General features: G+C 56.9%; 22 protein-coding genes and 1 tRNA gene. 8 read left to right on the forward strand and 15 right to left on the reverse strand.

The genetic code is table 11. The features are described from left to right. Positions 1-137 precede the first annotated feature (137 nt). The 5 genes from ntrX to dusB form a co-directional block, all read right to left on the reverse strand. On the reverse strand, positions 138-1562 hold the full coding sequence (ntrX, locus tag FIL88_RS06800) for a nitrogen assimilation response regulator NtrX (RefSeq protein ID WP_142853011.1): 1425 nt from the start codon (positions 1560-1562) through the stop codon (positions 138-140). Further along, positions 1559-3751: a sensor histidine kinase NtrY-like gene (locus FIL88_RS06805; protein ID WP_142853482.1), complete on the reverse strand. Its 2193-nt coding sequence runs from the start codon at positions 3749-3751 to the stop codon at positions 1559-1561. The genes ntrX and FIL88_RS06805 overlap by 4 nt, the downstream gene beginning before the upstream one ends. Before the next feature lie 190 nt (positions 3752-3941). Further along, entirely contained in the window at positions 3942-5342 is a 1401-nt protein-coding gene (locus FIL88_RS06810; protein WP_142853012.1) for a response regulator, read from the reverse strand. Between the two features lie 11 nt (positions 5343-5353). Continuing rightward, on the reverse strand, positions 5354-6442 hold the full coding sequence (locus FIL88_RS06815) for a two-component system sensor histidine kinase NtrB (protein WP_142853013.1): 1089 nt from the start codon (positions 6440-6442) through the stop codon (positions 5354-5356). Next, complete coding sequence (gene dusB, locus FIL88_RS06820) at positions 6439-7419, reverse strand: tRNA dihydrouridine synthase DusB (RefSeq protein ID WP_142853014.1); 981 nt, start codon at positions 7417-7419, stop codon at positions 6439-6441. Before dusB ends, FIL88_RS06815 begins: the two co-directional genes overlap by 4 nt. A gap of 166 nt (positions 7420-7585) precedes the next feature. On the opposite strand from dusB, the gene FIL88_RS06825 reads away from it, so the two are divergent. The 5 genes from FIL88_RS06825 to FIL88_RS06845 all read left to right on the forward strand — a co-directional run bounded on the left by FIL88_RS06825 (position 7586) and on the right by FIL88_RS06845 (position 12487). Further along, positions 7586-8740, forward strand: coding sequence for a bifunctional 2-C-methyl-D-erythritol 4-phosphate cytidylyltransferase/2-C-methyl-D-erythritol 2,4-cyclodiphosphate synthase (locus tag FIL88_RS06825; RefSeq protein ID WP_142853015.1), 1155 nt, complete (start codon positions 7586-7588; stop codon positions 8738-8740). Position 8741: 1 nt separating this feature from the next. Beyond that, positions 8742-9242: a phosphatidylglycerophosphatase A family protein gene (locus tag FIL88_RS06830; RefSeq protein ID WP_142853016.1), complete on the forward strand. Its 501-nt coding sequence runs from the start codon at positions 8742-8744 to the stop codon at positions 9240-9242. After that, positions 9239-9724, forward strand: coding sequence for a CinA family protein (locus FIL88_RS06835; RefSeq protein ID WP_142853017.1), 486 nt, complete (start codon positions 9239-9241; stop codon positions 9722-9724). The genes FIL88_RS06830 and FIL88_RS06835 overlap by 4 nt, the downstream gene beginning before the upstream one ends. A gap of 172 nt (positions 9725-9896) precedes the next feature. Next, the gene (locus tag FIL88_RS06840) at positions 9897-11078 is read left to right on the forward strand and encodes an ammonium transporter (RefSeq protein WP_142853018.1); all 1182 of its coding nucleotides are present in this window, start codon (positions 9897-9899) and stop codon (positions 11076-11078) included. Between the two features lie 128 nt (positions 11079-11206). Continuing rightward, positions 11207-12487 (forward strand): HlyC/CorC family transporter, encoded by a 1281-nt coding sequence (locus tag FIL88_RS06845; protein WP_142853019.1) that lies wholly within the window; start codon positions 11207-11209, stop codon positions 12485-12487. Here the strand turns inward: FIL88_RS06845 and FIL88_RS06850 are convergent. Continuing rightward, complete coding sequence (locus FIL88_RS06850) at positions 12468-12980, reverse strand: hypothetical protein (protein WP_221931128.1); 513 nt, start codon at positions 12978-12980, stop codon at positions 12468-12470. The genes FIL88_RS06845 and FIL88_RS06850 overlap by 20 nt on opposite strands. A 1-nt stretch (position 12981) precedes the next feature. Further along, complete coding sequence (locus tag FIL88_RS06855) at positions 12982-14526, reverse strand: helicase HerA-like domain-containing protein (protein ID WP_142853020.1); 1545 nt, start codon at positions 14524-14526, stop codon at positions 12982-12984. A 495-nt stretch (positions 14527-15021) separates the two neighbouring features. Between FIL88_RS06855 and FIL88_RS06860 the strand changes: the two genes are divergently transcribed. Then, positions 15022-15651: an invasion associated locus B family protein gene (locus FIL88_RS06860; RefSeq protein WP_142853021.1), complete on the forward strand. Its 630-nt coding sequence runs from the start codon at positions 15022-15024 to the stop codon at positions 15649-15651. A gap of 65 nt (positions 15652-15716) precedes the next feature. On the opposite strand, the gene FIL88_RS06865 is transcribed toward FIL88_RS06860, so the two are convergent. From FIL88_RS06865 to FIL88_RS06880, 4 genes are read right to left on the reverse strand one after another with little or no spacing between them, the layout of a single operon-like run. After that, entirely contained in the window at positions 15717-16925 is a 1209-nt protein-coding gene (locus FIL88_RS06865) for a beta-ketoacyl-[acyl-carrier-protein] synthase family protein (RefSeq protein WP_142853022.1), read from the reverse strand. A 5-nt stretch (positions 16926-16930) separates the two neighbouring features. Next, entirely contained in the window at positions 16931-17197 is a 267-nt protein-coding gene (locus FIL88_RS06870; RefSeq protein WP_142853023.1) for an acyl carrier protein, read from the reverse strand. Positions 17198-17224: 27 nt separating this feature from the next. After that, positions 17225-18331, reverse strand: coding sequence for a UDP-3-O-(3-hydroxymyristoyl)glucosamine N-acyltransferase (locus FIL88_RS06875; protein WP_142853024.1), 1107 nt, complete (start codon positions 18329-18331; stop codon positions 17225-17227). 55 nt (positions 18332-18386) lie between these two features. Continuing rightward, a complete protein-coding gene (locus FIL88_RS06880) occupies positions 18387-20012 on the reverse strand; it encodes a L,D-transpeptidase family protein (RefSeq protein WP_246066632.1) in 1626 nt (541 codons plus the stop codon). 364 nt (positions 20013-20376) lie between these two features. On the opposite strand from FIL88_RS06880, the gene FIL88_RS06885 reads away from it, so the two are divergent. Next, the gene (locus tag FIL88_RS06885) at positions 20377-20958 is read left to right on the forward strand and encodes a YcbK family protein (RefSeq protein ID WP_142853025.1); all 582 of its coding nucleotides are present in this window, start codon (positions 20377-20379) and stop codon (positions 20956-20958) included. 111 nt (positions 20959-21069) lie between these two features. Further along, positions 21070-21810, forward strand: coding sequence for a glutamine amidotransferase (locus tag FIL88_RS06890; protein WP_142853026.1), 741 nt, complete (start codon positions 21070-21072; stop codon positions 21808-21810). A gap of 17 nt (positions 21811-21827) precedes the next feature. On the opposite strand, the gene FIL88_RS06895 is transcribed toward FIL88_RS06890, so the two are convergent. From FIL88_RS06895 to FIL88_RS06910, 4 genes are all read right to left on the reverse strand, one after another. Next, positions 21828-21904 (reverse strand) — tRNA-Arg (locus tag FIL88_RS06895). A gap of 122 nt (positions 21905-22026) precedes the next feature. Continuing rightward, on the reverse strand, positions 22027-22515 hold the full coding sequence (gene rpsI / locus FIL88_RS06900; protein ID WP_142853027.1) for a 30S ribosomal protein S9: 489 nt from the start codon (positions 22513-22515) through the stop codon (positions 22027-22029). 2 nt (positions 22516-22517) lie between these two features. Continuing rightward, complete coding sequence (gene rplM, locus FIL88_RS06905) at positions 22518-22982, reverse strand: 50S ribosomal protein L13 (protein WP_142853028.1); 465 nt, start codon at positions 22980-22982, stop codon at positions 22518-22520. Positions 22983-23131: 149 nt separating this feature from the next. After that, positions 23132-24550: an aminotransferase-like domain-containing protein gene (locus FIL88_RS06910; RefSeq protein ID WP_185960868.1), complete on the reverse strand. Its 1419-nt coding sequence runs from the start codon at positions 24548-24550 to the stop codon at positions 23132-23134. Positions 24551-24638: the final 88 nt, after the last annotated feature.

Below are 24638 nucleotides of genomic sequence, written 5' to 3' on the forward strand. Positions count from 1 at the left end.
CAGTCTGCTGTTGTGCAGGCCCCGTGTCATGCGCGTGGGTTACGCGCGATCCATATGCAGGGATGGCAGAAGGGCGCGGCTGGGTCAATGGCCCGACCACGCCGTAGGATCACAGCGACAATGCCGTCACAGCAGGGTCACGCCTCGGCAGTTTCTTCCTCTTCGCCCGCGACATAGGCCATGCGGGCCCCGGCTTTTGATCCGGTCACGACACCCAGAGACTTCAGCTTGCGGTGCAATGCCGAGCGCTCCATTCCGACGAAATTCGCAGTGCGCGAGATATTGCCTCCGAAACGGTTGATCTGCGTCAGCAGATACTCCCGCTCGAATGCCTCGCGTGCCTCGCGCAGCGGCATCATGGCAAGCGCGCCGGACACCACAACAGCCTGATCCGCTTCTTCGGTCGTTGTGGCTTCCTGCCCCGGAAGCTCGGCCGCACCGATCGGATCGGTGCCATCGCCCAGAATCAACACCCGCTCGACCACGTTTTTCAACTGCCGCACATTGCCCGGCCACTGCATGGTCTGTAGCATTGCTTGCGCATCTTCGGCCAGGTCGCGCAATGGCAAGCCTTGCTCGGTGTTGAACATTTGGATGAAATGTGCAGCCAGTTCAGGAATGTCTTCACGGCGTTCGTCCAAAGGCGGCACAGCAATCGGGACCACGTTCAGGCGGTGATACAGCTCTTCCCGGAAGTTCCCAGCCGCAATCTCGGCCTGCAAATCACGGCTGGTCGATGAAATTACCCGCAGATCGACCAAGATTTTATCTGTCCCGCCTACCCGCTGGAAACGTTGATCCACAAGCACACGCAGGATTTTTGACTGCGTGCCCATGGGCATGTCGGCCACTTCGTCGAAATAGACAACGCCGCCATTCGCCTCTTCCAGCAGACCCGGTTCGATTCCGCGTTCGTCGCTTTCACGCCCAAACAGAACCTCTTCCATGCGATCCGCTTCGATCGAGGCAGAGTTCACCACAACCATCGGGGATGAGGCCCGGTCAGAATTGGCGTGGATAAAGCGCGCCGCCAATTCCTTGCCGACGCCCGCAGGCCCGGTCAGCATCACGCGGCCATTCGACTTGGTGACTTTTTCCAAGTTAGATTTCAACATCTTGAAGGCCGAGCTTTGCCCAACCATTTCAGACGGCGGGCTGTCGCGACGCTTCAGTTCGGTATTCTCGCGGCGCAGACGGCTGATCTCCATCGCGCGTGTGATCACAACCATCAGTTGGTCAATATTAAAGGGTTTCTCGATGAAGTCATAGGCACCCTGTTTGATGGCCGCGACAGCGATCTCGATATTCCCGTGGCCCGAAATGATAACCACCGGAACCTCTGGATGCTCGCGCTTGACCATCTTCAGGATGTCGATCCCGTCCATCGCGCTGTCTTTCAGCCAGATGTCCAGGATCATCAGGGCCGGCAGCTCTGACTTCACCTGCGCAACCGCCTCGTCCGACGTTCCCGCCAACCGGGTGGTAAACCCTTCATCCTCGAGAATATCGGAAATCAGTTCGCGAATGTCTCGTTCGTCATCAACAATCAGAATATCGCTCATAGGGCTCCTCCTGTATCTACGGCGTTGGCGTCGCGACCTGCCCGGCTCACAGGCAGGAAGATGCGGGCCATGGCGCCGAAATGGGCGCCGCCTTTTTCTTGTTCACTTTCAAAAATGGGGGCGTCTTCCAGCGTCAGACGCCCGCCATGTTCCTCGATGATCTTTTTCACGATAGGCAGCCCCAGCCCGGTGCCCTTTTCGCGCGTTGTCACATATGGTTCAAACAGCCGTGCACGGTCTTCAGGCAGTCCGATACCGTTGTCCGCGACGGTAATGCACACCCCGCCATCAGCGTCTTCCATGACAACTTGTATCTCGGCCTGATGGCCACCAGGTTTTCCATTTTCATATAAACTTTCAATAGCCTCCCCAGCGTTCTTAATCAGATTGGTAAGCGCCTGACCAATCATGGTCTGATCAATCTCGATCAGAACCGGATGGTTCATGATCCGCGAGACAAAGCGTACGTCCTCTTGCCCAGATTCCTGCAACAGAAGGATGTCGCGCAACAGCTTGGTCAGATCGGTTTCACGCCGTTCAGGCTCGGGCATCCGTGCGAATTTCGAGAACTCGTCGACGATCCGACGCAGATCATTCGTCTGACGCACGATCACATCCGTGTATTGCTCTAACGCATCCACGTCGACGCCGTCCACGCGCGAGAATTTGCGTTTGATCCGCTCGGCGGACAGTTGGATTGGCGTCAACGGGTTCTTAATTTCATGTGCAATTCGTCGCGCTACATCTCCCCACGCCGCCATACGCTGGGCAGATACAAGGTCGGTGACGTCATCAAAGGCAATCACATAGCCTTCCAACCCGCCCTCATCATTGCGGCGCGTTGCGATACGCACCAACAGGTTTTCTTGCTTTCCGTTTCGGGTCAGATGCATTTCCTGCTGCGCGGTCGGCAATCCGTCGCGCGTAACCGCGTCCAGAAGCGGCTGGAACTCGGGCACCACAAGCGACAGGTCGTGTTCTTGTCCGTTCTCGTCCTGCACATCAAGAAGCGTCTCTGCGGCACGGTTCAGAAAGGTCACCTGCCCGGCACCGTTCAGGCCAATGACGCCACCGGTGACCGACCCAAGAACGCTGTCAAACAGGCGGCGGCGGCGTTCGATCTGCTCGGTATTTTCGAGCAAACGATCGCGCTGCCCCTTCAAACGGCTGGTCATTTGGTTGAAATAGCGCCCCAGCATCGAGATTTCGTCGTCACCGCCTTCTTCGATCACACGCACGTCCAGATCCCCGGCCCCAACACGCTGCGCCGCACTGGCGAGCCGACCCACCGGGCGTGATAGGCGTTCTGCGAACCTCATCCCCATCCAGATCGCGGCAAGGATCAGAATGGCAGCAAAACCCAGATAAATAAGCCCGAATTGGAACAGACGTTTCCCCCGCTGCGCTTCGAGCTGGTTGTAGACCCTTGCAGCTTCTTGCGTATCATCCACCAGATTCAGAATGTCGCCATTCACGTCTCGGGTCAGCAGGATGTAGTGATCGGCGAAGCTCCTTAAACGGACCAAAACTCGAAACTCGTTGATGCTCCAATCCTCGATCACAACCGCTTCACCGGCATCTGCCAATGCAATTTGTTCTTGGGTCGGCTGCTCATAATCAAACAGATAGGATCGCGTTCCGCGGACCCGGATTGATCCATCGCCCGCGATTACGTAGGCCTCGCGCAGACCACGCTGAATGCGATCTTGGGATTGCTTCAGAAGTTGTCCAAGCTCGGCGTCTACCAAAAGCAACTGATTTTGTTTCTGCCGCTCCAAGAACGCAGCAATGGCACGCGCATCCTGCACCAACCCGTCTCGGCTTTCCTGTTGATAGGCTTCAGCTGCAGCACGTGAGTTTCCAACAACCGTACGCACACGATCCGAAAACCAGCCCTCGAGTCCCATATTCAAGGTCAGCATGGCGAAGATGGCCACAAGGATCGTCGGGCTAAGCGCAATCCCAGCGAATACACCGGTCAGACGGATGTGCAAACGCGATCCAGCGCTTTCCTTACGGCGCGCCACAATCATTCGGCTAACGCCTGATAGCACAAACCCTGCAACCAAGATCACATAAATGATATCGGCCAAAAGAACGAATCGGAGCGCCCGGCTATCTGCGCCTTGCGCAAACGGTCCCATCACCAAAAAGGTGATTACGGCCAGAATCGGGCCGAATAAGATCATTCCAAATGCGCCGTAAGAGCTGTACTTGCGCCAGCGACGCAAGGACAAATAACGCTCGTAATTTGACTTCCGCACCGCGCGTTGCGCCACTGTGCTCGCCCCTATTAAACTTCTATCTGCAGTTTCATGCAGACAGTTACCGCCAATGTGACTCGGATCTTGTGCCCGAATGCCACGCTATGTTGCCCTTTTACATCAACTTGCGGCGTCTTGTCACCTCGATTTCAAGCTCGGTGATCTTTTTGCGCAAAGTATTGCGGTTGATGCCCAGCAAATCGGCACATCTAGCTTGATTTCCGCCAGTAGCATCCAAGGCAATTTCGATCAAAGGAAGCTCCATTTCGCGCAAAATACGCTGATAAAGCCCTGTTGGGGGCAATGCGCCCCCGTGCAAATCGAAATATCGCTGCAAATGTTGTGCGATCGTGTCAGTCAGCCGCGCGTCGCCAATGTCCTGCACATGCGAGGTGTTGCTGGGCGCGAAACTTGCCGGTGAAGCACCCGGCGCGCCCAAGGCGGTCTCGACCTCAGCTGCCGTGATCGTATCATCCGCCCCCGTCACCGCGAGACGGCTGATCAGATTCTCAAGCTCGCGCACATTCCCAGGCCATGGATAAGCGCGCAGCATCGACGCGGCATCATCTGGCAAATGCCGTTTGTTCATCCCATCCTGCGCCACGCGGGTCAGGAAATGCTCTGCCAAGCCCACGATGTCCTCAATCCGATCCCGCAAAGGCGGAACGGGAATGACGATCCCAGCCAAACGGTAATACAGATCGGAACGGAATGATCCGTTGGCCGCGGCTTGCCCCAGATCTCCTTGCGAAATTGACAAGATCCGCGTGTTATTCGCCGATACTGCATCCAAAACCCGCGCCAATCGCCCTTGCGCGGCGTCGTTAAGATCCTGAATGCCATCAAACAAGATCACGCCATCGCGTGCGCGTGCCAGCAGCGACTGCACCGCGTCTGGGCGATCCAAATCATCCGGTGATGCGATGACAAACGGGGCGCTGCCCCGATCCGAGAAATCATGCAGCGCCTGCGCGATCAGCGATTTCCCAACCCCGCTTTCGCCGGTGATCAACACGGGCAGATCCACATTTAGAACCCGCGCAACAAGTCGATACAGCTCTTGCATCGCGGCGCTGTGCCCAACCAATGGCAGGTCATCTACATCGCGCTCGGTCCTGACCGGTGTTGGTGTGGGATCAACAGGCCGCACGCGCTTGCGCTCAAGCGCTTTCGCAGTGCGCTTCATCAGCTCGGGCAAATCAAAGGGTTTCGGCAAATAGTCAAACGCATCCGCTTCTGCTGCCTGGATGGCCGTCATGATGGTGTTCTGGGCCGAAATCACGATCACCGGCAAATCCGGGCGCAGCTTCAGAATACGCGGAAGCGCCTCAAGCCCATTCCCATCTGGCATCACCACGTCGGAAATCACCACATCCCCGCGCCCCTCTTCCACCCATTTCATAAGGGTTTGCATCGACCCGGTGGCATGAACGCGACAGCCCGCGCGCGTCAGCGCTTGCGTCAAAACCGTGCGGATCGTGCGATCGTCATCGGCAACCAGAACTGTTCCATCCATGTGTGGGCTCCTTATGGTTTAGCGTTTGGGTGAAGTTGGGATTTGGCGACCGGCAAGCTGATCCGAAACGCGGTCCGCCCCGGAACCGAGTTAACCGAGATCAGAGCACCGTGATCGGTCACGATCTTAGACACCAACGCCAACCCAAGCCCGGTGCCGTTCTCGCGACCGGATACGAAGGGTTCGAAAACGTTCTCGGCAATATCGGGCGGCAGCCCAGGACCATCGTCAATCACTTCCACCTGAATGGGCAAATGGGCTTGGTCTCCGCCTGGCAGGGCCACGCGCAAACCGCCATCGTAGAAAGTCTTGAGCGTAATGTTGCCTTTGTTGTCAGCGGCTTCCGAGGCGTTCTTTATCAAATTCAGGAAGATCTGCTGAATCTGGTCGGCGTCAACAAACACATCCGGCAAAGACGGGTCATACAGCTTCTCGCACCCCATTCCTGATGCATAGCCCAACTGTGCAGTCGCCCATGCCCGGTCCAAAAGGTCGTGAATATTGGTGGGTTGCCGCTCGGGGGGGCGGAGGTCACCGAACCGTTCAACTTGGTCCAGCAAGGCGACCACTCTGCGGGTTTCGGCAACAATCAGATCGGTCATTTCCTGATCTTCGGGTGGCAGCGACATTGACAGAAGCTGCGCAGCACCCGCAATCCCTGCCAGCGGGTTCTTGATTTCGTGTGCCAGCATCTCGGCCATGCCAATCGCCTGCCGCGCGGCGGATTTCGCACCTTGCACCTGCCCCAATGCTTCGGGCCCGTTGCGTGGGTTCAAAACCGCGACATAGCCTTCGGACACATCCTCGCCGCCAGGCAATGGCGCTATGTGCAGATTAACTTCACGCTGATCTCCACCTGCCAGCCGCAGATTAACGCCGTCAACATACAGGGCACCTTCGCTTTGACGCACGCGGGCCAGCAGATCGTCGAAATCGAGCGAAAACCCCAAGGCAACGTTGGGGTGCTTCCCGATCAGGCGCTTTTCCGAGAGGTTCAGAAAGCTTTCAGCAGCCCCGTTCATCCTGCGCACCAAACCAGACACATCCAGCTCAAACGCTGGAACGGGCAACACCGACCAAATGCGATCGTCATGGGTCATGCGGCAGTCCTTTCAGGTTGGAGCGCGTGGGGGATCAGGTCCACAACCTCGACTGGATCACGCGACGACAGAATTTGACGGCGAAGATCTGGGGCGGTGTCGACACCGTCCATATACCATCCCAAATGCTTTCGAACGACGCGCGCGCCCAGTTCGGGACCATAGAAATCAAGGCTGGCGCGATAATGATCGACAACAAGTTTGGCCAATGCCTCGCCCGTCGGAATATCAGGTGCCACTGCGCCGTAAAGGTCATGCGCCACCTGCGCAAGCAACCAGGGCTTCCCGCCTGATCCACGACCAATCATCACGCCATCCGCGCCGCTTTGCGCCAACGCCTTGCGGGCGGTTGTGCTGTCTATGATATCGCCATTGGCAATAACCGGGATCGAGACTGTTTCTTTCACAGGACGGATCGCGGCCCAATTTGCGGTGCCTTTGTAGAATTGGCAGCGCGTGCGCCCGTGTATTGTGATCAACTGAATGCCCGCCCCTTCTGCAAGCCGTGCCAGTTCAGGCGCGTTCAAGCTGTTATCGTCCCAGCCCAAACGGGTTTTCAGGGTCACCGGGATACTGACCGCGCCGACAATAGCCTCGATCAGGCGCAGCGCGTGGTCCAGATCGCGCATAAGTGCCGAGCCCGACATGCCGCCGACGACCTTTCGCGCCGGGCAGCCCATGTTGATATCAATCAGCCGTGCACCGTTCTGTTCGACCATCCGTGCAGCCTCGCCCGCCCAATAGACATCCCGCGCCGCCAACTGGACCGAGGTTTTGTCCAGCCCGAACCCCAGCTCGGCCCGTTCGCGCACGCCGGGCTTGGCTTGCACCATTTCTTGACTGGCCACCATTTCCGACACGACAAGCCCCGCCCCAAACGAGGCGACCAGATTACGAAACGGCAAATCTGTGATCCCAGCCATCGGGGCCAGAATCACGGGCGTTTCCAATTGAAGGGGTCCGATGGAAAGAGACATGCTTATTCCTTGTGCACTGCCGAGAGATTGGGCTGACACCCCGAAATATATCAACAATTTGCGTGGGTTTCGAGCGTTTGATTTGCACGTTGCACAATTTTTGTGCAGTTTTTACGTCTCAGACTGCCCTGTTGTTCTTCCTCTAAGCACAGCCTAAACAACTTGTATGACGACAGCAGCCATCATCGTGGCCGCCGGGCGCGGAACGCGCGCAGGTGGCGAAGTGCCAAAGCAATGGCGCCAGATTGCCGGAAACAGTGTTGCAGCCCACACGGTCCAAGCGTTTCAGGCGCACCCCGAAGTTTCGCAGATCATTCTTGTGATCCACCCGGATGATCACGGGTTTGCTGATCCGATCGCGGGTGTCACATTGGTTCACGGCGGCGCAACACGCGATGCCAGTGTTCATGCCGGACTTCAAGCGCTGACCGCCGACGCTCCTGACCACGTTCTGATCCACGATGTCGCGCGGCCTCTGGTTTCCGATCGGGTGATCCATGATGTGATCGATGCCTTACAGCGAAGCCAAGGAGCGGCCCCTGCCCTTCGGGTAACAGACGCGCTGTGGCGCGGCGAAGACGGCAAAGTCGCCGGCACGCAAGATCGCGAAGGGCTGTTTCGTGCGCAGACACCTCAGGGCTTTCGCTTCGCCGATATTTTGGCCGCGCATAACGCGCATCCGGGCAATGCGGCCGATGACGTCGAAGTCGCCCGCGCTGCCGGGTTGAACGTCGCCATTGTTGATGGCGACGAACAGAACCTGAAAATCACCACGCCCGGAGATTTCGCCCGGGCCGAGCGACTACTTTTGCAGCGCCAACATAAGAACAAGGAGAGCCAGATGGATATTCGGGTGGGCAGTGGCTACGATGTGCATGCGTTTGAAGATGGGGATCACGTGATGCTCTGCGGTGTTAGAATCCCGCATGACCGCAAGCTTAAGGGGCATTCTGATGCAGATGTGGGTATGCATGCGCTGACAGACGCCATTTACGGCGCACTTGCGGATGGCGATATCGGGCAGCACTTCCCGCCATCCGATCCGCAATGGAAGGGCGCGGCCAGCGATATCTTTCTGCGCCACGCGGTCAAACTGGCGAGCGAGCGCGGGTATCGGATCTCGAATATCGATGTGACTCTGATTTGCGAGCGCCCCAAGATTGGCCCCCACGCACTTGCGATGCGTGAAGCTCTGTCGGACATCATGGGATTGGCCGTGGATCGGATCAGCGTGAAAGCCACGACCAGCGAACGGCTTGGCTTTACTGGCCGGTCTGAAGGCATTGCCTCGATGGCGACGGCAACCCTGATCGGAGCGTGACATGCCCCCTGCAACCGCCAAACTGATCGCCACCTTCTTTTATTCGGGTCTTTTGCGCCCCGCACCCGGCACGTGGGGCAGCTTGGCCGCCCTGCCCGTCGCATGGCTGTTGCACCAGATCGGCGGCCCTGTCGCCCTGACCGGCGCCACCCTTCTGGCCTACCTGTTCGGTGTGAAAGCAACCAAAGCCTATACCGCAGGCAAATCCGATCACGACCCGTCAGAAGTTGTGATTGACGAGGTGGTGGGCATGTGGATCGCGCTTTTCCCGGTGTCCTTTGGGGCGCGGATGATGGGCGTGGACATTCTGGCACTCTATCCCGGCTGGATCGTCGCCTTCTTGGCGTTCCGTCTGTTTGACATCACCAAATGGGGCCCAATTGGCACAGCCGACCGGCGCGGAGACGCAACGGGTGTGATGATGGATGACGTTTGGGCGGGTGTTGCGGCTGCTTTCGTCGTCGTCATCTTGGCCTACGCAGCGCATGGTTTGATGGTATGAGCCCATCCGCCGCCCTTCTTGACCTCTGCCGCACGCATGAACTGATGCTGGCCACAGCAGAAAGCTGCACGGGCGGCATGGTTGGCGCATGGCTGACCGAGGTTCCGGGCAGCTCGGACGTGTTTGATCGCGGCTTCATCACCTATTCCAATGCCGCCAAGCAAGACATGTTGGGCGTAAAGCCTGAAAGCTTGGATGCACACGGCGCGGTGTCCGAACACGTCGCCGCCGAAATGGCCTCTGGCGCACTTGCCCGATCTGAAGCGGATATCGCTGTCTCGATCACCGGGATCGCTGGCCCCGGCGGGTCCGAGCATAAGCCCGAGGGGCGCGTCTGTTTCGGGCTGGCCTATGAAGACATCGTGCACATTGAGACACTGGATTTCGGCCCATTAGGTCGGGAACAAGTCCGCATCGCCGCCGCGCAACATGCTTTAGAACTGCTCAGACAAGGGGCAGTTGCTAAATCAAAGCAGCCCTGACGCGTTCGCATTGCGCGCAATCTCCAAGCAAGGCGCTAGGCATATCGCCTGATATTTAATCAGTTAGAGAATTCTGGCCTCGTATCAAACCGGAAACGCGCGTTCCGGATGCGCGACGCTGGAAATTGCATCACACCCCGTCCTCAAAGGTTTAAAACCCAAGGAGGGGATTATGAACGGCGCAGATACCGCCTGGATCATCGTAGCAACCGCACTGGTTCTATTCATGTCATTGCCGGGGCTGGCGCTGTTTTACGGCGGGCTTGTTCGGGCGCGTAACGTTCTAAGCGTCTTCATGCATGTCTATGCCATCGCCTGTTTGATGAGCATACTGTGGCTCGCCCTTGGCTATACCATCGCGTTTGGGGATGCCACGCATGGCTGGTTTGGTTCGCTAGATAAAGCGTTCCTGTCCGGCGTCTCCGCCGACAGCCTGTCGGGCACCCTGCCCGAAGTTCTGTTCTTTGCCTTCCAGATGACCTTCGCCATTATCACGCCTGCGCTGATCGTCGGTGCATATGTGGAACGCGTGGGCTTTGGCTTCGTTCTGGTCTTCTCGTCCCTGTGGATGCTGCTGTGCTATGCGCCTGTGGTCCACTGGATCTGGGGCGGTGGCGCCTTGGCAGATGGCGGTATCTTTGGCGAGGTTGGCACCCGCGATTTTGCGGGCGGCATCGTTGTGCACGAAACCGCAGGTATCGCAGCCCTAATGATCGCCGTGGCCCTTGGCCCGCGCAAGCATCGCACTACCCCGCCCCACGCACCGTGGATGGTCTTTGTGGGCGCAGCCATGCTGTGGGTCGGTTGGTTCGGCTTCAATGGCGGCTCGCAACTGGCCGCAGATGGCGGTGCTGCCATGGCCATCACCGTGACGCATATCTCGGCCGCCACCGCGTCGCTGACATGGGCACTTTGGGAGCGGATCAAATACGGCAAAGCCAGCCTTGTGGGCATTGTGACCGGGACCATTGCAGGCCTTGCCTCGATCACCCCAGCATCCGGCTTTGTGGGGCCGATCGCAGCTTTGATCATCGGCGCTGTTGCCGGGATCCTGTGCCAAGAGGCTGTGAACTTTGTCCGCAACAAGCTGCAAATTGATGACACGCTGGACGTATTCGCCGTTCACGGTGTGGGCGGGATCTTCGGCACGATCATGATCGCCGTCTTCGGTCATGGCAGCTTTGTGGCCCAGTTCGGAGCGCTTGCCATTGTTGGCGTCTTCACCTTCGTCGTCACCTATGTGCTGATCAAGCTGACCGCCGCGATTACGCCGCTGCGTGTTGATCTGGAAACTGAAGTTAACGGGCTGGACTTGTCCGCCCACGGCGAACGCGCCTACGACATCACGTCATAACACCATACACTCACGGCACTTGGAAAGGCGAAGGCGCAGGCTTTCGCCTTTTTCTTTTGCCTGTCAGGGGCGCTCTCTTGAAAGCGCGGCGCTGGGTGCCCATAAGTGGAACAAACGAGGAGAGCGTGATGGACTTGGACAGCGGATTTTGGATTTCGTCGGCAGCGATTGCCGGGCTATTGGTGTTGTCCGCCTTCTTCTCGGGCTCGGAAACGGCGTTGACGGCTGCGTCGCGTGGCAAGCTGCGTTCGCGCGCTGACAAAGGGGATCGTGGCGCCGACCGTGCGCTGAGCATCACCGAAGACAATGAACGTCTGATCGGCTCGGTCCTTTTGGGCAACAACCTTGTGAATATCCTTGCGACTTCGCTTGCGACCGCTTTGTTTACCCGCCTGTTTGGTGACAGTGGTGTGGCACTGGCCACCCTAGTCATGACCCTGTTGGTGCTGATTTTCGCCGAGGTCCTTCCGAAAACCTATGCCATCACACGGCCAGAAATGGCGGCGTCGCGGGCATCGGGTCCGATCTCGTTAATCATTCTTGTGTTCGCGCCGATCGTATCTGCCGTGCGGATGATTACCCGCGGCGTTTTGCGCCTGTTTGGCGTGGAGACCGATCCGGACAGCCAGATCCTTGCCGTGCGCGAGGAAATCATGGGCGCGATTGCACTGGGCCACTCGGAAGGTGCGGTGGAAAAAGAAGACCGCGACCGTCTGCTGGGCGCTTTGGATCTTGGGGATCGCGCGGTTGAAGAGATCATGCTTCACCGTAGTCAGATCGAAATGATCGACGCCGATGCCCCTGCGGTCGAGGTTCTGGAACAAATCCTGGAATCGCGCCACACGCGCCTACCTGTTTACCGCGACGAACCTGAAAACATCATCGGTGTTATCCACGCCAAAGACCTTAGCCGGTCCATGTATGCCTTCCAGCGTGAAGGCAAACAGATCGATGAATTTGACGTTCTTCAGGTGGCAATGGAGCCCTATTTCATCCCGGAAACCACCACACTGGACGACCAGATGCGCGTGTTTTTGAAACGTCATACGCATTTTGCCTTGGTGGTCGATGAATATGGCTCGCTCGAGGGTCTGATCACACTCGAGGACATTCTGGAAGAAATCGTGGGTGAGATCACCGATGAATTTGACGTTCAGACCGAACACGAGATCAAATCACACAGCGACGGAAGCTTCATGGTCGAGGGAAGCGTCACCATCCGCGACCTGAACCGTGCGAAGGACTGGAATCTGCCAGATGAAGAAGCCAACACAATCGCAGGTTTGGTCATCCACGAAGCGCAGATGATCCCAAATGAAGGTCAGGTGTTCAGCTTCCACAGCTTCCGGTTCGAGGTGGTGAAACGTGACGGCAACCGGATCGAGCTGCTTAAGATCCGCCCGCTTTGATCAGCGACCGACGTGCGACGGTCAGCAATGCCCGCGAATAGAGTTTGTGAAACCCCATCAGCGCGGTGAAGACCGGGCCAATGGAGTGCGTGCCCCCGGCGGGTGGAACAACGACAGACCCAAAATATATCTTTGTCTGATCTTCTGCGGGTTCGACCATAAACCACGATCGCGTCCGCCCAGATATGTCGCATAAAAGCAATTGGTTATCGGTGCGTCCCTCAAGTTCCCAGACAGCAAATTTTTGGCTGGTTCCATTGGCAATGGCCCGCGCGTCTGCATCAGTTGAGGGTTTCTTCACCCCGCGTGCAAGCAACCAGCGCTCGATCCGAAACAGCCATGTCTGATAGAAATGCGTGATGAACACGGGCAAATTCACCTGCCCCGGCACCACGCTTACATAACAATCAACATAGCAGCCTTCCCGCGCCAAATAGTCTGCATGTAACGCATATTCGGGCGGGGATTGACGGCGAATGGTGGGCGCAAACATCCTAACGCCCCTTGAACAATGAGCCGAGAATACCACGCACGATACGTTTTCCGGTTGTCCCTTTAAGCTCTTTCAGAACAACGTCGGTGACAGCTTTACCAAACCCGCCTGATGACGACGTTCGTCGCGAACTAGATCGCCCAACTTTGCTGCCGGAGTACCGCCTTCCCGCACGATATTCCCGTTCGGCGACACTTTCTGCTTCTTCCTCAAGGCGCTCAGCCTCTTCCGCGGCCTTAGCAGCGTCTGCAGCACGTTTCGTCAGCACCTCATACGCGCTTTCACGATCCTGAACGGTTTCGTATTTCCCAGCAATCGGAGAGGCGTCAATCAGCGCCCGGCGTTCAGAAGCCTCGATCGGGCCAAGCTGCGATGATGGTGGGCGGATCAGCGTGCGCTCGACCACACCCGGCGCGCCTTTGGCCTCCAGGAATGATGTCACCGCCTCGCCCACGCCAACCTCGCGGATGGCGTCTTCTGTCGAAAAGCGCGGATTGTCGCGATAGGTTTCGGCAGCCTGTTTCAATGCGCGGCGATCCTTGGCGGTGAAGGCACGCAGGGCGTGCTGCACACGGTTGCCCAGCTGGCCAAGGATGTCCTCGGGCACGTCAGCCGGGTTCTGGGTGACGAAATAAACGCCAACGCCTTTTGACCGGATCAGACGCGCGACCTGTTCGACTTTGTCCACCAGCGCTTTTGGGGCGTCATCAAATAGCAAATGGGCCTCGTCAAAGAAGAAAACCAGCTTGGGTTTATCGGGATCGCCGACCTCGGGCAGTTCCTCGAACAGCTCAGACAGAAGCCATAGAAGGAAGGTCGCATACAGGCGCGGCGCGCCCATCAGCTTGTCGGATGCAAGGATCGAGATCCTGCCCCGCCCATCCGTGTCTGTCCGCATGATGTCAGAAAGCTCTAACGCGGGTTCGCCAAACAGCTTGTGCCCACCTTGGTTTTCCAGAACCAAAAGTGCGCGCTGAATGGCACCGACCGACGAGGTCGACACGTTGCCATAACGCAAGGACAGATCCTTACCGTTTTCGCCCACCCAAACCAAAAGCGCCTGAAGGTCTTTCAAATCCAGAAGCGGCAAACCTTGTTCATCCGCCACACGGAACGCAATGTTAAGGACACCTTCCTGCGCATCTGTCAGCTCCAGCAGCCGTGCCAGCAGAAGCGGTCCCATCTCGGACACAGTGGTGCGGATGGGGTGGCCTTGGTCGCCAAAGAGATCCCAGAAGGTTACCGGGAAGGCATCATAGCTGTAATCCGAGAACCCGATCTTGTCGGCACGCGAGGTGAACGCTTCGTGCAGCTTGAACCCGTCGCTTCCGGCTTTCGCAAGCCCGGACAGATCGCCTTTCACGTCAGACAGGAACACCGGCACACCTTGTGCGGCGAAGTTTTCAGCCATGATTTGCAACGTGACGGTTTTGCCGGTTCCGGTTGCCCCAGCCACAAGCCCATGGCGGTTGGCGTATTTCAGCAATAGCCCCTGTTTCTCGGCATAGTTTTCGCCACCACCACCAATGAAAATCGTACCGTCCATATGCCTGTCTCCTGGCCAAATAGTAATTCTTATTCGAGACAATACTAAATTAACCACTACAGGCCATACTGTAATCATTCCTACAGCCCTTTGAGGCTGGGAAGACTTCCTCCCTGTCAGACTGCCGCGCCTTCGGGCGCGGTTTTTTTAACCCGTTCAGCGACTTGCGCGATGGGATCCAAAACACAATCAGATGGCGCTAAAAGTCCAAACTTTGTCGAAAACGCGCCAATTTGACGCTTGACCCCCACAATCAAGTGACATAGCGTCACACTATAAGCCGGTCAGTCCGGCAGGGAGAGACATTCGAAAGAGATCCGCTTGTGCGGGTCTCTTTCTTTTTTTCGGGGGAAATGAATGGGTTCGACCGGCGGAGTGCCGCCTGCCTCTAAGATCCTCTGCCAATTCCCGCGTAGCGCACGGATTTCTACCTGACACCCCGTGAGGCTCATGGTATCCCACTCTTAAATTTCGATTTCGCAACAAGGAAAGATCATGAAGATCGAGCTGATTAAATCCCTCTCACTAGTGGCGGCCTTATCGCTTGGCACAGCCGCCATCGCGCAGGACAATTCCGATGCTTCGACCGAGGACACCCCAGCAGCCCAACCGAGTGTTGATCTTGGCGAACCAGTAGACGCCACCCGTCAGCCCGGCCAGACTTATGTAGAAAAGGTCACCGGTGATTGGGAACGAAAATGCATCACGATGCCTGAGGGCCGAGGTGACGATCCCTGCCAGATGTATCAGCTTCTAAAGGACGAAACGGGCAATCCCGTAGCCGAAATCTCGCTAGGCAAACTTCCAGAAGGAAATCAGGTTGCAGCAGGCGCAACTGTCGTGGTTCCGCTTGAAACGCTTTTGACACAACAGCTAACCATCGCCGTTGATGGCACTCAGGGCCGTCGCTATCCGTTCCGGTTCTGCACTCAGCTGGGCTGCGTAGCGAATATCGGCTTCACCACAGAGGAAATCTCTGGTTTCAAAAAGGGAGCAAAAGCGACTTTGACAATCACGCCAGCTGCTGCACCTGACCAACGCGTAAACCTGAACATGTCACTGACAGGCTTCACCGCTGCCTATGACGAGCTGATCGTTCCAGCTCTGGCCCCAGCGGCTCAGTAAACCGCCATCAAAAGCGCAGAACGCCGCCCACAGGGCGGCGTTCTTGTAACATATATGATATGAAATTAATGTGCCCGCAGGGCCAGCACCGCATTAAGCCCGCCGAACGCGAAAGCGTTAGAAAGTACCGCGTCAATTTTCACGTCGCGCGCTACATTTGGCACCACATCCAGCGCGCATTCCGGGTCCGGATCTTCATACCCGATGGTTGGCGCAATTACGCCGTCTCGTAACGCCATAATACATGCCAAAAGTTCGACCGCGCCGGTGCCGCCAATCAAGTGCCCATGCATGGATTTCGTGGACGAGATCATCAGTTCATCCGCGTGATGACCAAACGCATCTGCCACGGCCGCACATTCGGTTTTGTCATTCGCCGCCGTCCCCGTTCCATGCGCATTGATATAGCACACTTCTTCGGGGTTCATGCACGCATCCCGCATCGCACCTGCAATTGCTCGGGATGCACCCTGCTTTGACGGCATAACAATATCCGCAGCGTCCGAGGTCATGGCAAAGCCGACCACCTCGGCCAAGATGTCCGCCCCACGCGCTTTCGCGTGCTCATACTCCTCGAAGACAAACATGGCCGAACCTTCGCCCTGAACCATCCCGTTCCGATTGGCCGAAAACGGACGGCAGGCATCTCTGGACATGACCCGCAGCCCTTCCCAAGCCTTGATGCCACCAAAGCACAACATCGCCTCGGCCCCGCCAGTGACCATGACATCTGCCATGCCTGCCCGGATCATCTGCATCGCCTGCCCCATCGCATGGTTCGAGCTTGCGCAGGCGGTCGCCACGGTAAAGCTTGGTCCCTTTAGGTTCCACTCCATCGACACGTGGCTGGCAGCGGCGTTGTTCATCAGCTTAGGAACGACAAACGGGTGCACGCGGTTCTTACCATCTTCATAAACCGAGCGGTAATTCTCATCCAACGTGTTCATACCACCGCCCGACGTGCCCAGCACGACTCCTGACCGCGTCGCAAGCTCGCCCGAGAATGTCAGGCCGGACTGCGTGATGGCTTGGCGTGCCGCGATCAGAGTGAACTGGGTAAACCGGTCATATAGCGCGATTTGCTGGCGGTTGAAGGTCTCTTCGGGTTCATATCCCTTGACCTGCGCGCCAATTCGGATGGACAGACGCTCGACATCCTGAAACTCAAGATCCGAGATCCCACACCGCCCTTCGCGCATCGCTTCAAGCGTTTCCGGGACATCGCGGCCAAGTGCATTAATCGTGCCCTGACCAGTGATAACGATACGTTTCATATGATCTATGCGGCTTGATCCGCGACCAAACCCTGCACCGCCTGAATGATGGCGGCGACGGACGAAATGTCAAAGTCGCTCTCTGATGGATCATTGGCATTGAATGGCACCGAAATATCGAAAGCTTCTTCGATGGCGAAGATGCTTTCAACAAGGCCAAGGCTGTCAATGCCCAGATCTTCCAAAGTTTGATCGAGGCTGACATCACCCGGTTCAAGCACTGCTTGCTCGGCGATGATGGCGATGACGCGGTCCTGAATGCTTTCAGACATAATGTCCCCTTTCGCGATGGCGCGTTTCTAGCCCTTGTCCACGAGTTTTGTAACCGTTTTTTGAAGTTCACGTAACGTATCAGCCAAGCGTGGCAAACGACGCAGTTCGCGGCGGATGGCCATTTCCGTTTCGATCTTAACTGCCGGGCTGCCCAGTACTGCGCGACCTGCGGGAACATTGGTGTAAATATTGGTGCCACCGCCTGCGATCACGTCATCTCCGATGAAGATATTGTCGCTGACGCCAACTTTGCCGCCCAATACAACGCGATTGCCGATTTTAGCCGACCCTGACACGCCCACGTTGCCACACATCATAACGTCTTCGCCCACTTCGGCGTTATGGCCCACCTGAACCTGACAGTCGATCTTTGTGCCTCGCCCGATCCGGGTCGCGCGGATGGTGCCCCGGTCGATGGTCGAGCTTGCGCCCAGCTCAACGTCGTCTCCGATCTCAACCCCGCCCAACGAATGCACCCGCGCCCAATGAGCAGACCCTTCGACAGAGGCCGTCGTTTCGCCTTCCGCCATCCCCCCGCGCAGGCTTTCAACCGCGCTTTCCTTATCCAAAGTGACGAACGAAAACCCGTCCCCGCCGACAACCGAATTCGACTGACCAGTAAAGCGGTCCCCAATACGACACTGATGCGCGATGCGCGCACCAGGATGCAGGGTCAGCTCGTCACCAATCACCGTGCCATACCCAATCGAGGCATGGGACCCAACTTGGGCATTCGCGCCAATCTTCACATCGGCACCGATTACGGCCAACGGACCAATGCGGGCGCCTTCTCCAATTTCGGCGCTGTCATCGACGACTGCACTTGGGTGAATGCCCGGCGCGATCCCCAACCCCGGATCCAAAGCACGGGTCAAAAGCGGCATCGCAGTCTTACCGCGCGCCATGCAAATCGCACCATCAAGACCAAGCGATTGCCAGTCAGCGCCTTCCCACAACAAAGCGGCGCGGGCTTGCCCACCGGCAATGCCATCTGCGTATTTTGGGTCAACGGCCAAAGCCAGTTGATCCGCGCGTGCGTCCTTCGGTTCGGCGGCCCCAGACAACGTGATGGTCCCATCGCCTTGGAATTCGGTCCCCAATGCGGTGGCTATCTCGGAAAGAGTGAAAGTCATTCAGCGCTCCTATTATGGCGCCGGGCAATTGCACCCGAGCGCCGCACTAAAGGATTTAACCATCCACGCCAGGAAGCGCCACCCCAGCATTCTTCAAAGCCTCCCAGACCTTTGCGTCACGACCATAAATATCGCGGCGATAAGTCACGCGGCCCTTTGCCGGGGCAATCGCTGTGCGATAGACGATGTGCACTGGCACGTGCTGCTCCAGCGCAATCTGAGTCTCACGTCGTGTGTCCAGCGCGTTGTGGAAGGTCGCTTTGGGATTTCTACTTTGCTTTGCCAACAATGCATAAGCAAAATCAAACGGATCCCCCAATCGAATACAGCCGTGACTAAAGGCGCGGACCTCGCGCGCGAACAGGCTTTTGGACGGCGTGTCATGAAGATAAATGTTGTATTTGTTTGGGAACATAAACTTCACCAACCCCAGCGCATTGCGCGAAGACGGAGGCTGTTTAATTGCAAAGGGGAAGCTACGCGCTGTAAACTTGGTGAAATCCACTGCATCGCGCTTCACCACACGTCCTCGGCGATCAATCAGTTTCAGATGGCTGACCGCATTGGGATTGCGCTGCAACATCGGCAGGTATTCTTTGGTGGCAATCGAGCGCGGCACGTTCCAAGTTGGATTAATCACCATATGCTCCATCACATCAGAAAACTCGGGACTACGCTGGTCCGAAACATTCTTTCCAATGACCGAGCGGGTCTGAAAGGTCACTGTGCCCCCATCAACGATTTTCGCTGTAAAATCCGTCAGGTTCACCCAGATATGGCGCGCGCCACGCTCGAAATTTGTCCAGCGCTCACGTTCCATCGCAACCAAAACCGAAGCCAAACGCTTCTCAGGCGAAACATTAACCTGCGCGAGAGTTCCGGCCCCGGCAACACCATCATTGGTCAACCCGTGATCGGCTTGAAGCTGCTGAACGGCTTCTTGAATGGATGCATCATAAGTACGACTTGCAGACCGGTTAAGATATCCCATCCGCACCAAGCGATTGCGCAAGGCAATCACAGCATCACCCGACTGGCCCGGTTTCAATGCCTTAGCAAGTACTTTCGGACCCCAGCCACCATGCTGAATCGCCGCTTCAAGACGCAGCTTCTCTCGCATCAACCGACTGTACTCGGCATTCTTTGGCGGAAGCGTTTTCAGGTAGTTATCAGGAGATGTTAACGTAAACCCCTTCAATACCTCTGCGCCATCCAAGCGATTAACCTTGCGCACGATCCCTTCGTCAATCCGCCCAGGCGTCAGTATGCCGGAATTCACATTTTGCGCGTAATCGACAAGCAATTTGGAAAACTCAACCTCGATTGCGCCAAGGTCACGCACAGAGCCCACATTGGATATCCGTGTTTTCAGCGCTTCAAGATCGATCACAGGCAGGCCGTGATCGCCCGCCTTCGACAGCGCTGCGAAAAGCGCTTTGCGACGAGCTAGATCCTCCTCGCTATCGCCGGTCCAAATCGGCTGATAGGCGTTCGCACGATAGAATGCGGCAACCTCGCCCTCACGCGCAGCGGCCTCGGCCACGGATTGCGCGAATGCGGAAACCATGCTTTGGGCATAAACAGGTTCACCCGAAGAAGCACTGACTGCAATGGCATTGACCGCCACAAAAGCATAGCTGAGAAAGGTCGAACGCATACGCGCGGGCAATGGTTTCGTCATGTCATGTCCGAAATAAATGGATCTTGCTGCCCATCAGTTTTCCAACATCTGACCGCGGCTGTCTATTCATAATCAAACCATTCTGACCAAGATGTTACCAAAGACACAAAAGAGTTTCAGGAATACCCCACCCCGGAGCCCCGATTGACGCACATGCGCCACGGTTAACCCGAGCTTCAGAATTTTCAGCAAATTCCCGCCGATTTTTCTTGAACCCGTTAAGGGGCTAAAAACTCTACTTGGCGCACGATTCGAGTTGTGCAATAAGAAGTCACGTCTGGGGTAAAGGTAATCGCATCACCCTGATTTGACCTCAGAGTCAGGCGGGATTGATGACAGGCAAGCGACGGGACACGCTACGACAATGACCTACGAGACTAAGAACGGCTTGAATTCGGGCATCACTCGGCGCGGACTTCTGGGTGCTTTTGCAGCAACCGCTGTAACAGCCGCCCCAATGTATGCCAATGCAGCTGGTTTCCTTCGCGGTGGCGGCGATGTGCGCCGTCTGGCGATGTATTCCGGTCGCACCGGTGAAACAATCAACATGATCTATTGGATTGAAGGCAAGTACATCAAAGATGGCTTGAAAGAGATCAACCATTTCATGCGTGATTGGCGGACCGACACGTCGATCAAGATCGACACGCGCACAATCGACATTATGGCCGCCGCCCATGGCCTGATGGATGTGCGCGAACCCTACACGATGCTGTCGGGCTATCGCTCGCCTAAAACCAATGCAATGCTGCGCTCGCGTTCTCGCGGCGTTGCAAAAAACTCGCTTCACATGAAAGGTCAAGCCGCTGACTTGCGCCTGAAGTCCCGTTCAGTGAACCAGATGTTCAAAGCGGCTGTGGCCTGTAACGGTGGTGGCGTCGGCAAATATTCGGGGTCGAACTTCGTGCATATGGATTGCGGCGTGGTCCGCTCGTGGGGTCGCTAAGCTTCGACGATCCTTCCCTCATAAAGCAATGCAAAGCGCCCTCGGGCGCTTTTTTTGTTGTGGCGTGGTAGGTTGTTTGGCATCAAGCTTTGAACGACTGACGAGGCCCTAGTGAAACCTTTCCTGATCCTGCAACTGCGCCCGGAAACCGATGCCTCGGATGACGAGTTCCAAGCTTTTTTGACCAAAGGCGGCCTGAATGCAGATCAGGTCCACCGCATTCGCTTGGATCAAGAGGACATCCCCGCTGATCTGGACCTGTCCAACTATGCAGGTGTCATCGTAGGCGGCGGCCCCGGCTGCGTGTCGGACGCGCCCGAGAAGAAGTCAAAGATTGAGGCCAAGATCGAAGCGGAATGCCTGTCGTTGATGCCGCAGATCACGGCACAAGATATTCCATTCTTAGGATGCTGCTACGGCATCGGCATTCTTGGCCACCATCTGGAACCCGGCGCCGTTTCAAAAGAGAATTATGGCGAGCCTGTCAGCGCCAGCCCCTGCCGCGTGACCGATGAAGGGCGTAAGGATCCTTTGCTGTCAGGAATACCCGATGCGTTCGAAGCATTCGTCGCCCACAAGGAAGCGATGCAACATCTGCCCCAAGGCTGTGTGCAACTGGTTACTTCTGCCCCCTGCCCGTTTCAAATGATCCGCTTCGGCCAAAACGTCTATGCCACGCAGTTCCACCCCGAGGCCGACGCGCACGGGTTTGAAACCCGCATCGGCATCTACAAGCACCATGGATATTTCCCACCGGAAGAAGCTGAAGCGCTGGTCGACATGGTCCATGCCGCTGATGTGCATGCGCCAGCTAAGATCCTGAAAAACTTCGTAGATCGGTATCGCGCGTAAATTTCAAGTTGGGAAACTGGCGCACCCGAGAGGATTCGAACCTCTGGCCTCTGCCTTCGGAGGGCAGCGCTCTATCCAGCTGAGCTACGGGTGCCTAGGTCGGGGATATAGGCCATCGCCGAGCCCCCCGCAACATGAAACCGCGGCAATTCAGACCGGCGCAAAAGAAAAGGGCCGCCAAACCGGCAGCCCTTCCCAAAATCTGTTTCCCGGCGATTAACGCTTCGAGAACTGGAACGAACGACGTGCTTTGCGGCGGCCGAACTTCTTACGTTCAACAACACGCGAGTCACGGGTCAGGAAACCAGCAGCTTTCAGTGCGCCACGCAAGCTCGGTTCGTAAAGCTGCAGAGCTTTCGAAATCCCGTGCTTAACCGCACCAGCTTGGCCCGACAGACCGCCGCCTTTAACGGTGGCAACCACGTCGAATTCGCCTTCAACACCAGCAACCTGTGCTGGCTGACGAACGATCAGCTGCAGCACGGGGCGTGCGAAGTATTTGTCCATTTCTTTACCGTTCACGGTGACCTTGCCGGAACCCGGCTTGATCCACACGCGGGCGACAGCGTCTTTACGCTTGCCGGTGGCATAAGAGCGACCCAGCTCGTCACGGACGGGCTCACGGGGGGCGGCAACTTCAACAACAGCTTCGGTGCCTTCTGCGACGGCGTTCAGCTCGTCCAGCGATTTGATCTCTTCAGTCATGATCAGCCCTCACGTGTGTTTTTGGGGTTCATCGACTTGACGTCCAGCACTTCGGGGCTCTGGGCCTCGTGGGGGTGCTCGGCGCCGGCGTAGATGCGCAGGTTGGTCATTTGCTGACGGCTCAGTTTGCCGCCCGGCAGCATGCGCTGCACGGCTTTGGTCAGCAGACGCTCGGGGTGGTCACCCTCGAGGATCTGACCGGCTGTGCGCGACTTGATGCCGCCCGGGTAACCGGTGTGCCAGTAGTGCACTTTGTCGGTGCGCTTTTTGCCGGTCATTTGTACTTTGTCCGCATTGATCACGATGACATTGTCACCCATGTCCATGTGCGGCGTGAACGAGGCTTTGTGTTTGCCACGAAGACGCATTGCGATGATCGATGCAAGACGACCAAGAACAACGCCTTCGGCGTCGATGATGATCCACTTTTTGTCGATATCTGCAGGCGTTGCAGAGAAGGTTTTCATTGATTCAGCCCTGATTGGGTTTCGGATGGGGTGGTTTTAGTGATTTTGCACTGCGGGTCAAGCGCAGTATGTCTAATTTTACCGCGTCTTTTCAATTGGTTATAAATAAGGTATTATTTTACCCCACCTCACAGCCACCAAATCAGCCCCTATACGCTTAATGTATCCGTTGGATTGTCCAAAAGCTCGACCAGTTCTGCAAGAACGGATCGGAACCGATCAAGCGGCATTTGTCCATTGACCGAGATGCGCACGGCCTGCGGGGAGGGCCCGTCGCGCAGCGCAAAATCATCCCCGGGACGTACCCGAATGCCCTTGTTTTCAGCCTTCTGGCAGAAGTTTGATACGCGCCAGCCATAGGGGAGTTTCAGCCAGAAGAAGGGGACATCATGGCTCCAACCAAGCTCAAACCGCCCCAACGTGTTGACGGCGACTTGAATATACTCGCGATTGCGCTGACGCATTTCCATCATCGAGCGCTCCAAATCGGGGTGGGACAACACTTGGTACAAGACCTCGGCAGTTGGCGAGGAAACACCGAAGTAATTGACGTCCACAACCCGACGCAACTTACCCGCCCAACCCGATGGCGTCACGACATACCCCGCGCGAAGCGCCGGCGATATGGTCTTTGAAAAGGATGAGATGAACCAGGATTGCTCGGGCAACAGGGCCCGATAGCTTGGGCCGCGTGCAGGGCCAAGCCGATAACAATCATCCTGAACGACGTGAAAACCGAGGGTGCGTGCCACATCAACCACCTCGTGCCGCCTGGCGGTATCGGTCACGCGGCAGGTTGGGTTATGCGCTTCAGGCATCGTGAACAGCAGGCTCGCGCCAGAACTTCGAGCGACATGCGCCAAGGCCTGAGGGTCCACGCCCTGCTCGTCCATAGGAACCGCAACAACCTTTGCCCCCAAAAGCTCGACCGCGCGGCGCAGGCCGGGATACGAGTGTTCTTCCACCATCACCACCCGCGTACCTTCGGCCAGCAATGTCTGCATCGACAGCATGATGGCATTTTGCCCGCCATTCGTGACGACAATGTCATCAGCAGTGATCCCGCCCCTTTCTTGTTCGGGGATATGGGCCAGCAGGGCTTCGCGCAGATAGGATTGCGATCCGTAGAACGGATAGCGCAGCAACAGGGACTCGGGCAGCTCTGCCGTGGCACGAAGGGCGTCACGTATGATATCGACCTGCCCGACATCAGGAAGGCGCGGCGCGAACAGGAAGTCAGTTTCGGGCTCGCTGTGCAATGCATGCGCCTGATGCTTTACATTACCGGTGCGGGATGAAGGTCTTGAATTCGGGCACGCGTTCTGAGGACGCACAAAGGTGCCTCGTCCAACCTCGGCCGAGACCCACCCACCATTGCCAAGAATGGAATAAGCGCGCGCGACCGTACCGGGTGTGATCTTGAGCTCCCACGCCAGTTCGCGCACAGGCGGAAGTTTTTCACCCTCTGGAAGCGTCCCGGATCTGATGGCCGCCATAAGACCATCCGCCAATCGCTGATACTTGGGGCCCCGCCCCTCCATAAGCTCTTCCGAGAAAATTGTACCCATAACAATATTCCAATTGTGTGGCGCAGATTCGATTTGTATCAATACACCATGGCACAATAGCCGCATTGTATCAATACAATACTTGGAG

Origin of the sequence: Aliiroseovarius halocynthiae (genome assembly GCF_007004645.1) — a bacterium.
Taxonomy (GTDB): domain Bacteria; phylum Pseudomonadota; class Alphaproteobacteria; order Rhodobacterales; family Rhodobacteraceae; genus Aliiroseovarius; species Aliiroseovarius halocynthiae.

Coding starts and splice junctions, on each gene's coding strand:
- dusB (WP_142853014.1), bottom strand. CDS start 7,419: ATGTCTCTTTCCATCGGACCCCTTCAATTGGAAACGCCCGTGATTCTG.
- FIL88_RS06835 (WP_142853017.1), top strand. CDS start 9,239: ATGAGCCCATCCGCCGCCCTTCTTGACCTCTGCCGCACGCATGAACTG.
- rplM (WP_142853028.1), bottom strand. CDS start 22,982: ATGAAAACCTTCTCTGCAACGCCTGCAGATATCGACAAAAAGTGGATC.
- FIL88_RS06805 (WP_142853482.1), bottom strand. CDS start 3,751: ATGATCTTATTCGGCCCGATTCTGGCCGTAATCACCTTTTTGGTGATG.
- FIL88_RS06850 (WP_221931128.1), bottom strand. CDS start 12,980: ATGTTTGCGCCCACCATTCGCCGTCAATCCCCGCCCGAATATGCGTTA.
- FIL88_RS06870 (WP_142853023.1), bottom strand. CDS start 17,197: ATGTCTGAAAGCATTCAGGACCGCGTCATCGCCATCATCGCCGAGCAA.
- FIL88_RS06825 (WP_142853015.1), top strand. CDS start 7,586: ATGACGACAGCAGCCATCATCGTGGCCGCCGGGCGCGGAACGCGCGCA.
- FIL88_RS06845 (WP_142853019.1), top strand. CDS start 11,207: ATGGACTTGGACAGCGGATTTTGGATTTCGTCGGCAGCGATTGCCGGG.
- FIL88_RS06910 (WP_185960868.1), bottom strand. CDS start 24,550: ATGGGTACAATTTTCTCGGAAGAGCTTATGGAGGGGCGGGGCCCCAAG.
- ntrX (WP_142853011.1), bottom strand. CDS start 1,562: ATGAGCGATATTCTGATTGTTGATGACGAACGAGACATTCGCGAACTG.
- FIL88_RS06830 (WP_142853016.1), top strand. CDS start 8,742: ATGCCCCCTGCAACCGCCAAACTGATCGCCACCTTCTTTTATTCGGGT.
- FIL88_RS06815 (WP_142853013.1), bottom strand. CDS start 6,442: ATGACCCATGACGATCGCATTTGGTCGGTGTTGCCCGTTCCAGCGTTT.
- FIL88_RS06875 (WP_142853024.1), bottom strand. CDS start 18,331: ATGACTTTCACTCTTTCCGAGATAGCCACCGCATTGGGGACCGAATTC.
- FIL88_RS06865 (WP_142853022.1), bottom strand. CDS start 16,925: ATGAAACGTATCGTTATCACTGGTCAGGGCACGATTAATGCACTTGGC.
- FIL88_RS06855 (WP_142853020.1), bottom strand. CDS start 14,526: ATGGACGGTACGATTTTCATTGGTGGTGGTGGCGAAAACTATGCCGAG.
- FIL88_RS06885 (WP_142853025.1), top strand. CDS start 20,377: ATGACCTACGAGACTAAGAACGGCTTGAATTCGGGCATCACTCGGCGC.
- FIL88_RS06880 (WP_246066632.1), bottom strand. CDS start 20,012: ATGACGAAACCATTGCCCGCGCGTATGCGTTCGACCTTTCTCAGCTAT.
- FIL88_RS06810 (WP_142853012.1), bottom strand. CDS start 5,342: ATGGATGGAACAGTTCTGGTTGCCGATGACGATCGCACGATCCGCACG.
- FIL88_RS06840 (WP_142853018.1), top strand. CDS start 9,897: ATGAACGGCGCAGATACCGCCTGGATCATCGTAGCAACCGCACTGGTT.
- rpsI (WP_142853027.1), bottom strand. CDS start 22,515: ATGACTGAAGAGATCAAATCGCTGGACGAGCTGAACGCCGTCGCAGAA.
- FIL88_RS06860 (WP_142853021.1), top strand. CDS start 15,022: ATGAAGATCGAGCTGATTAAATCCCTCTCACTAGTGGCGGCCTTATCG.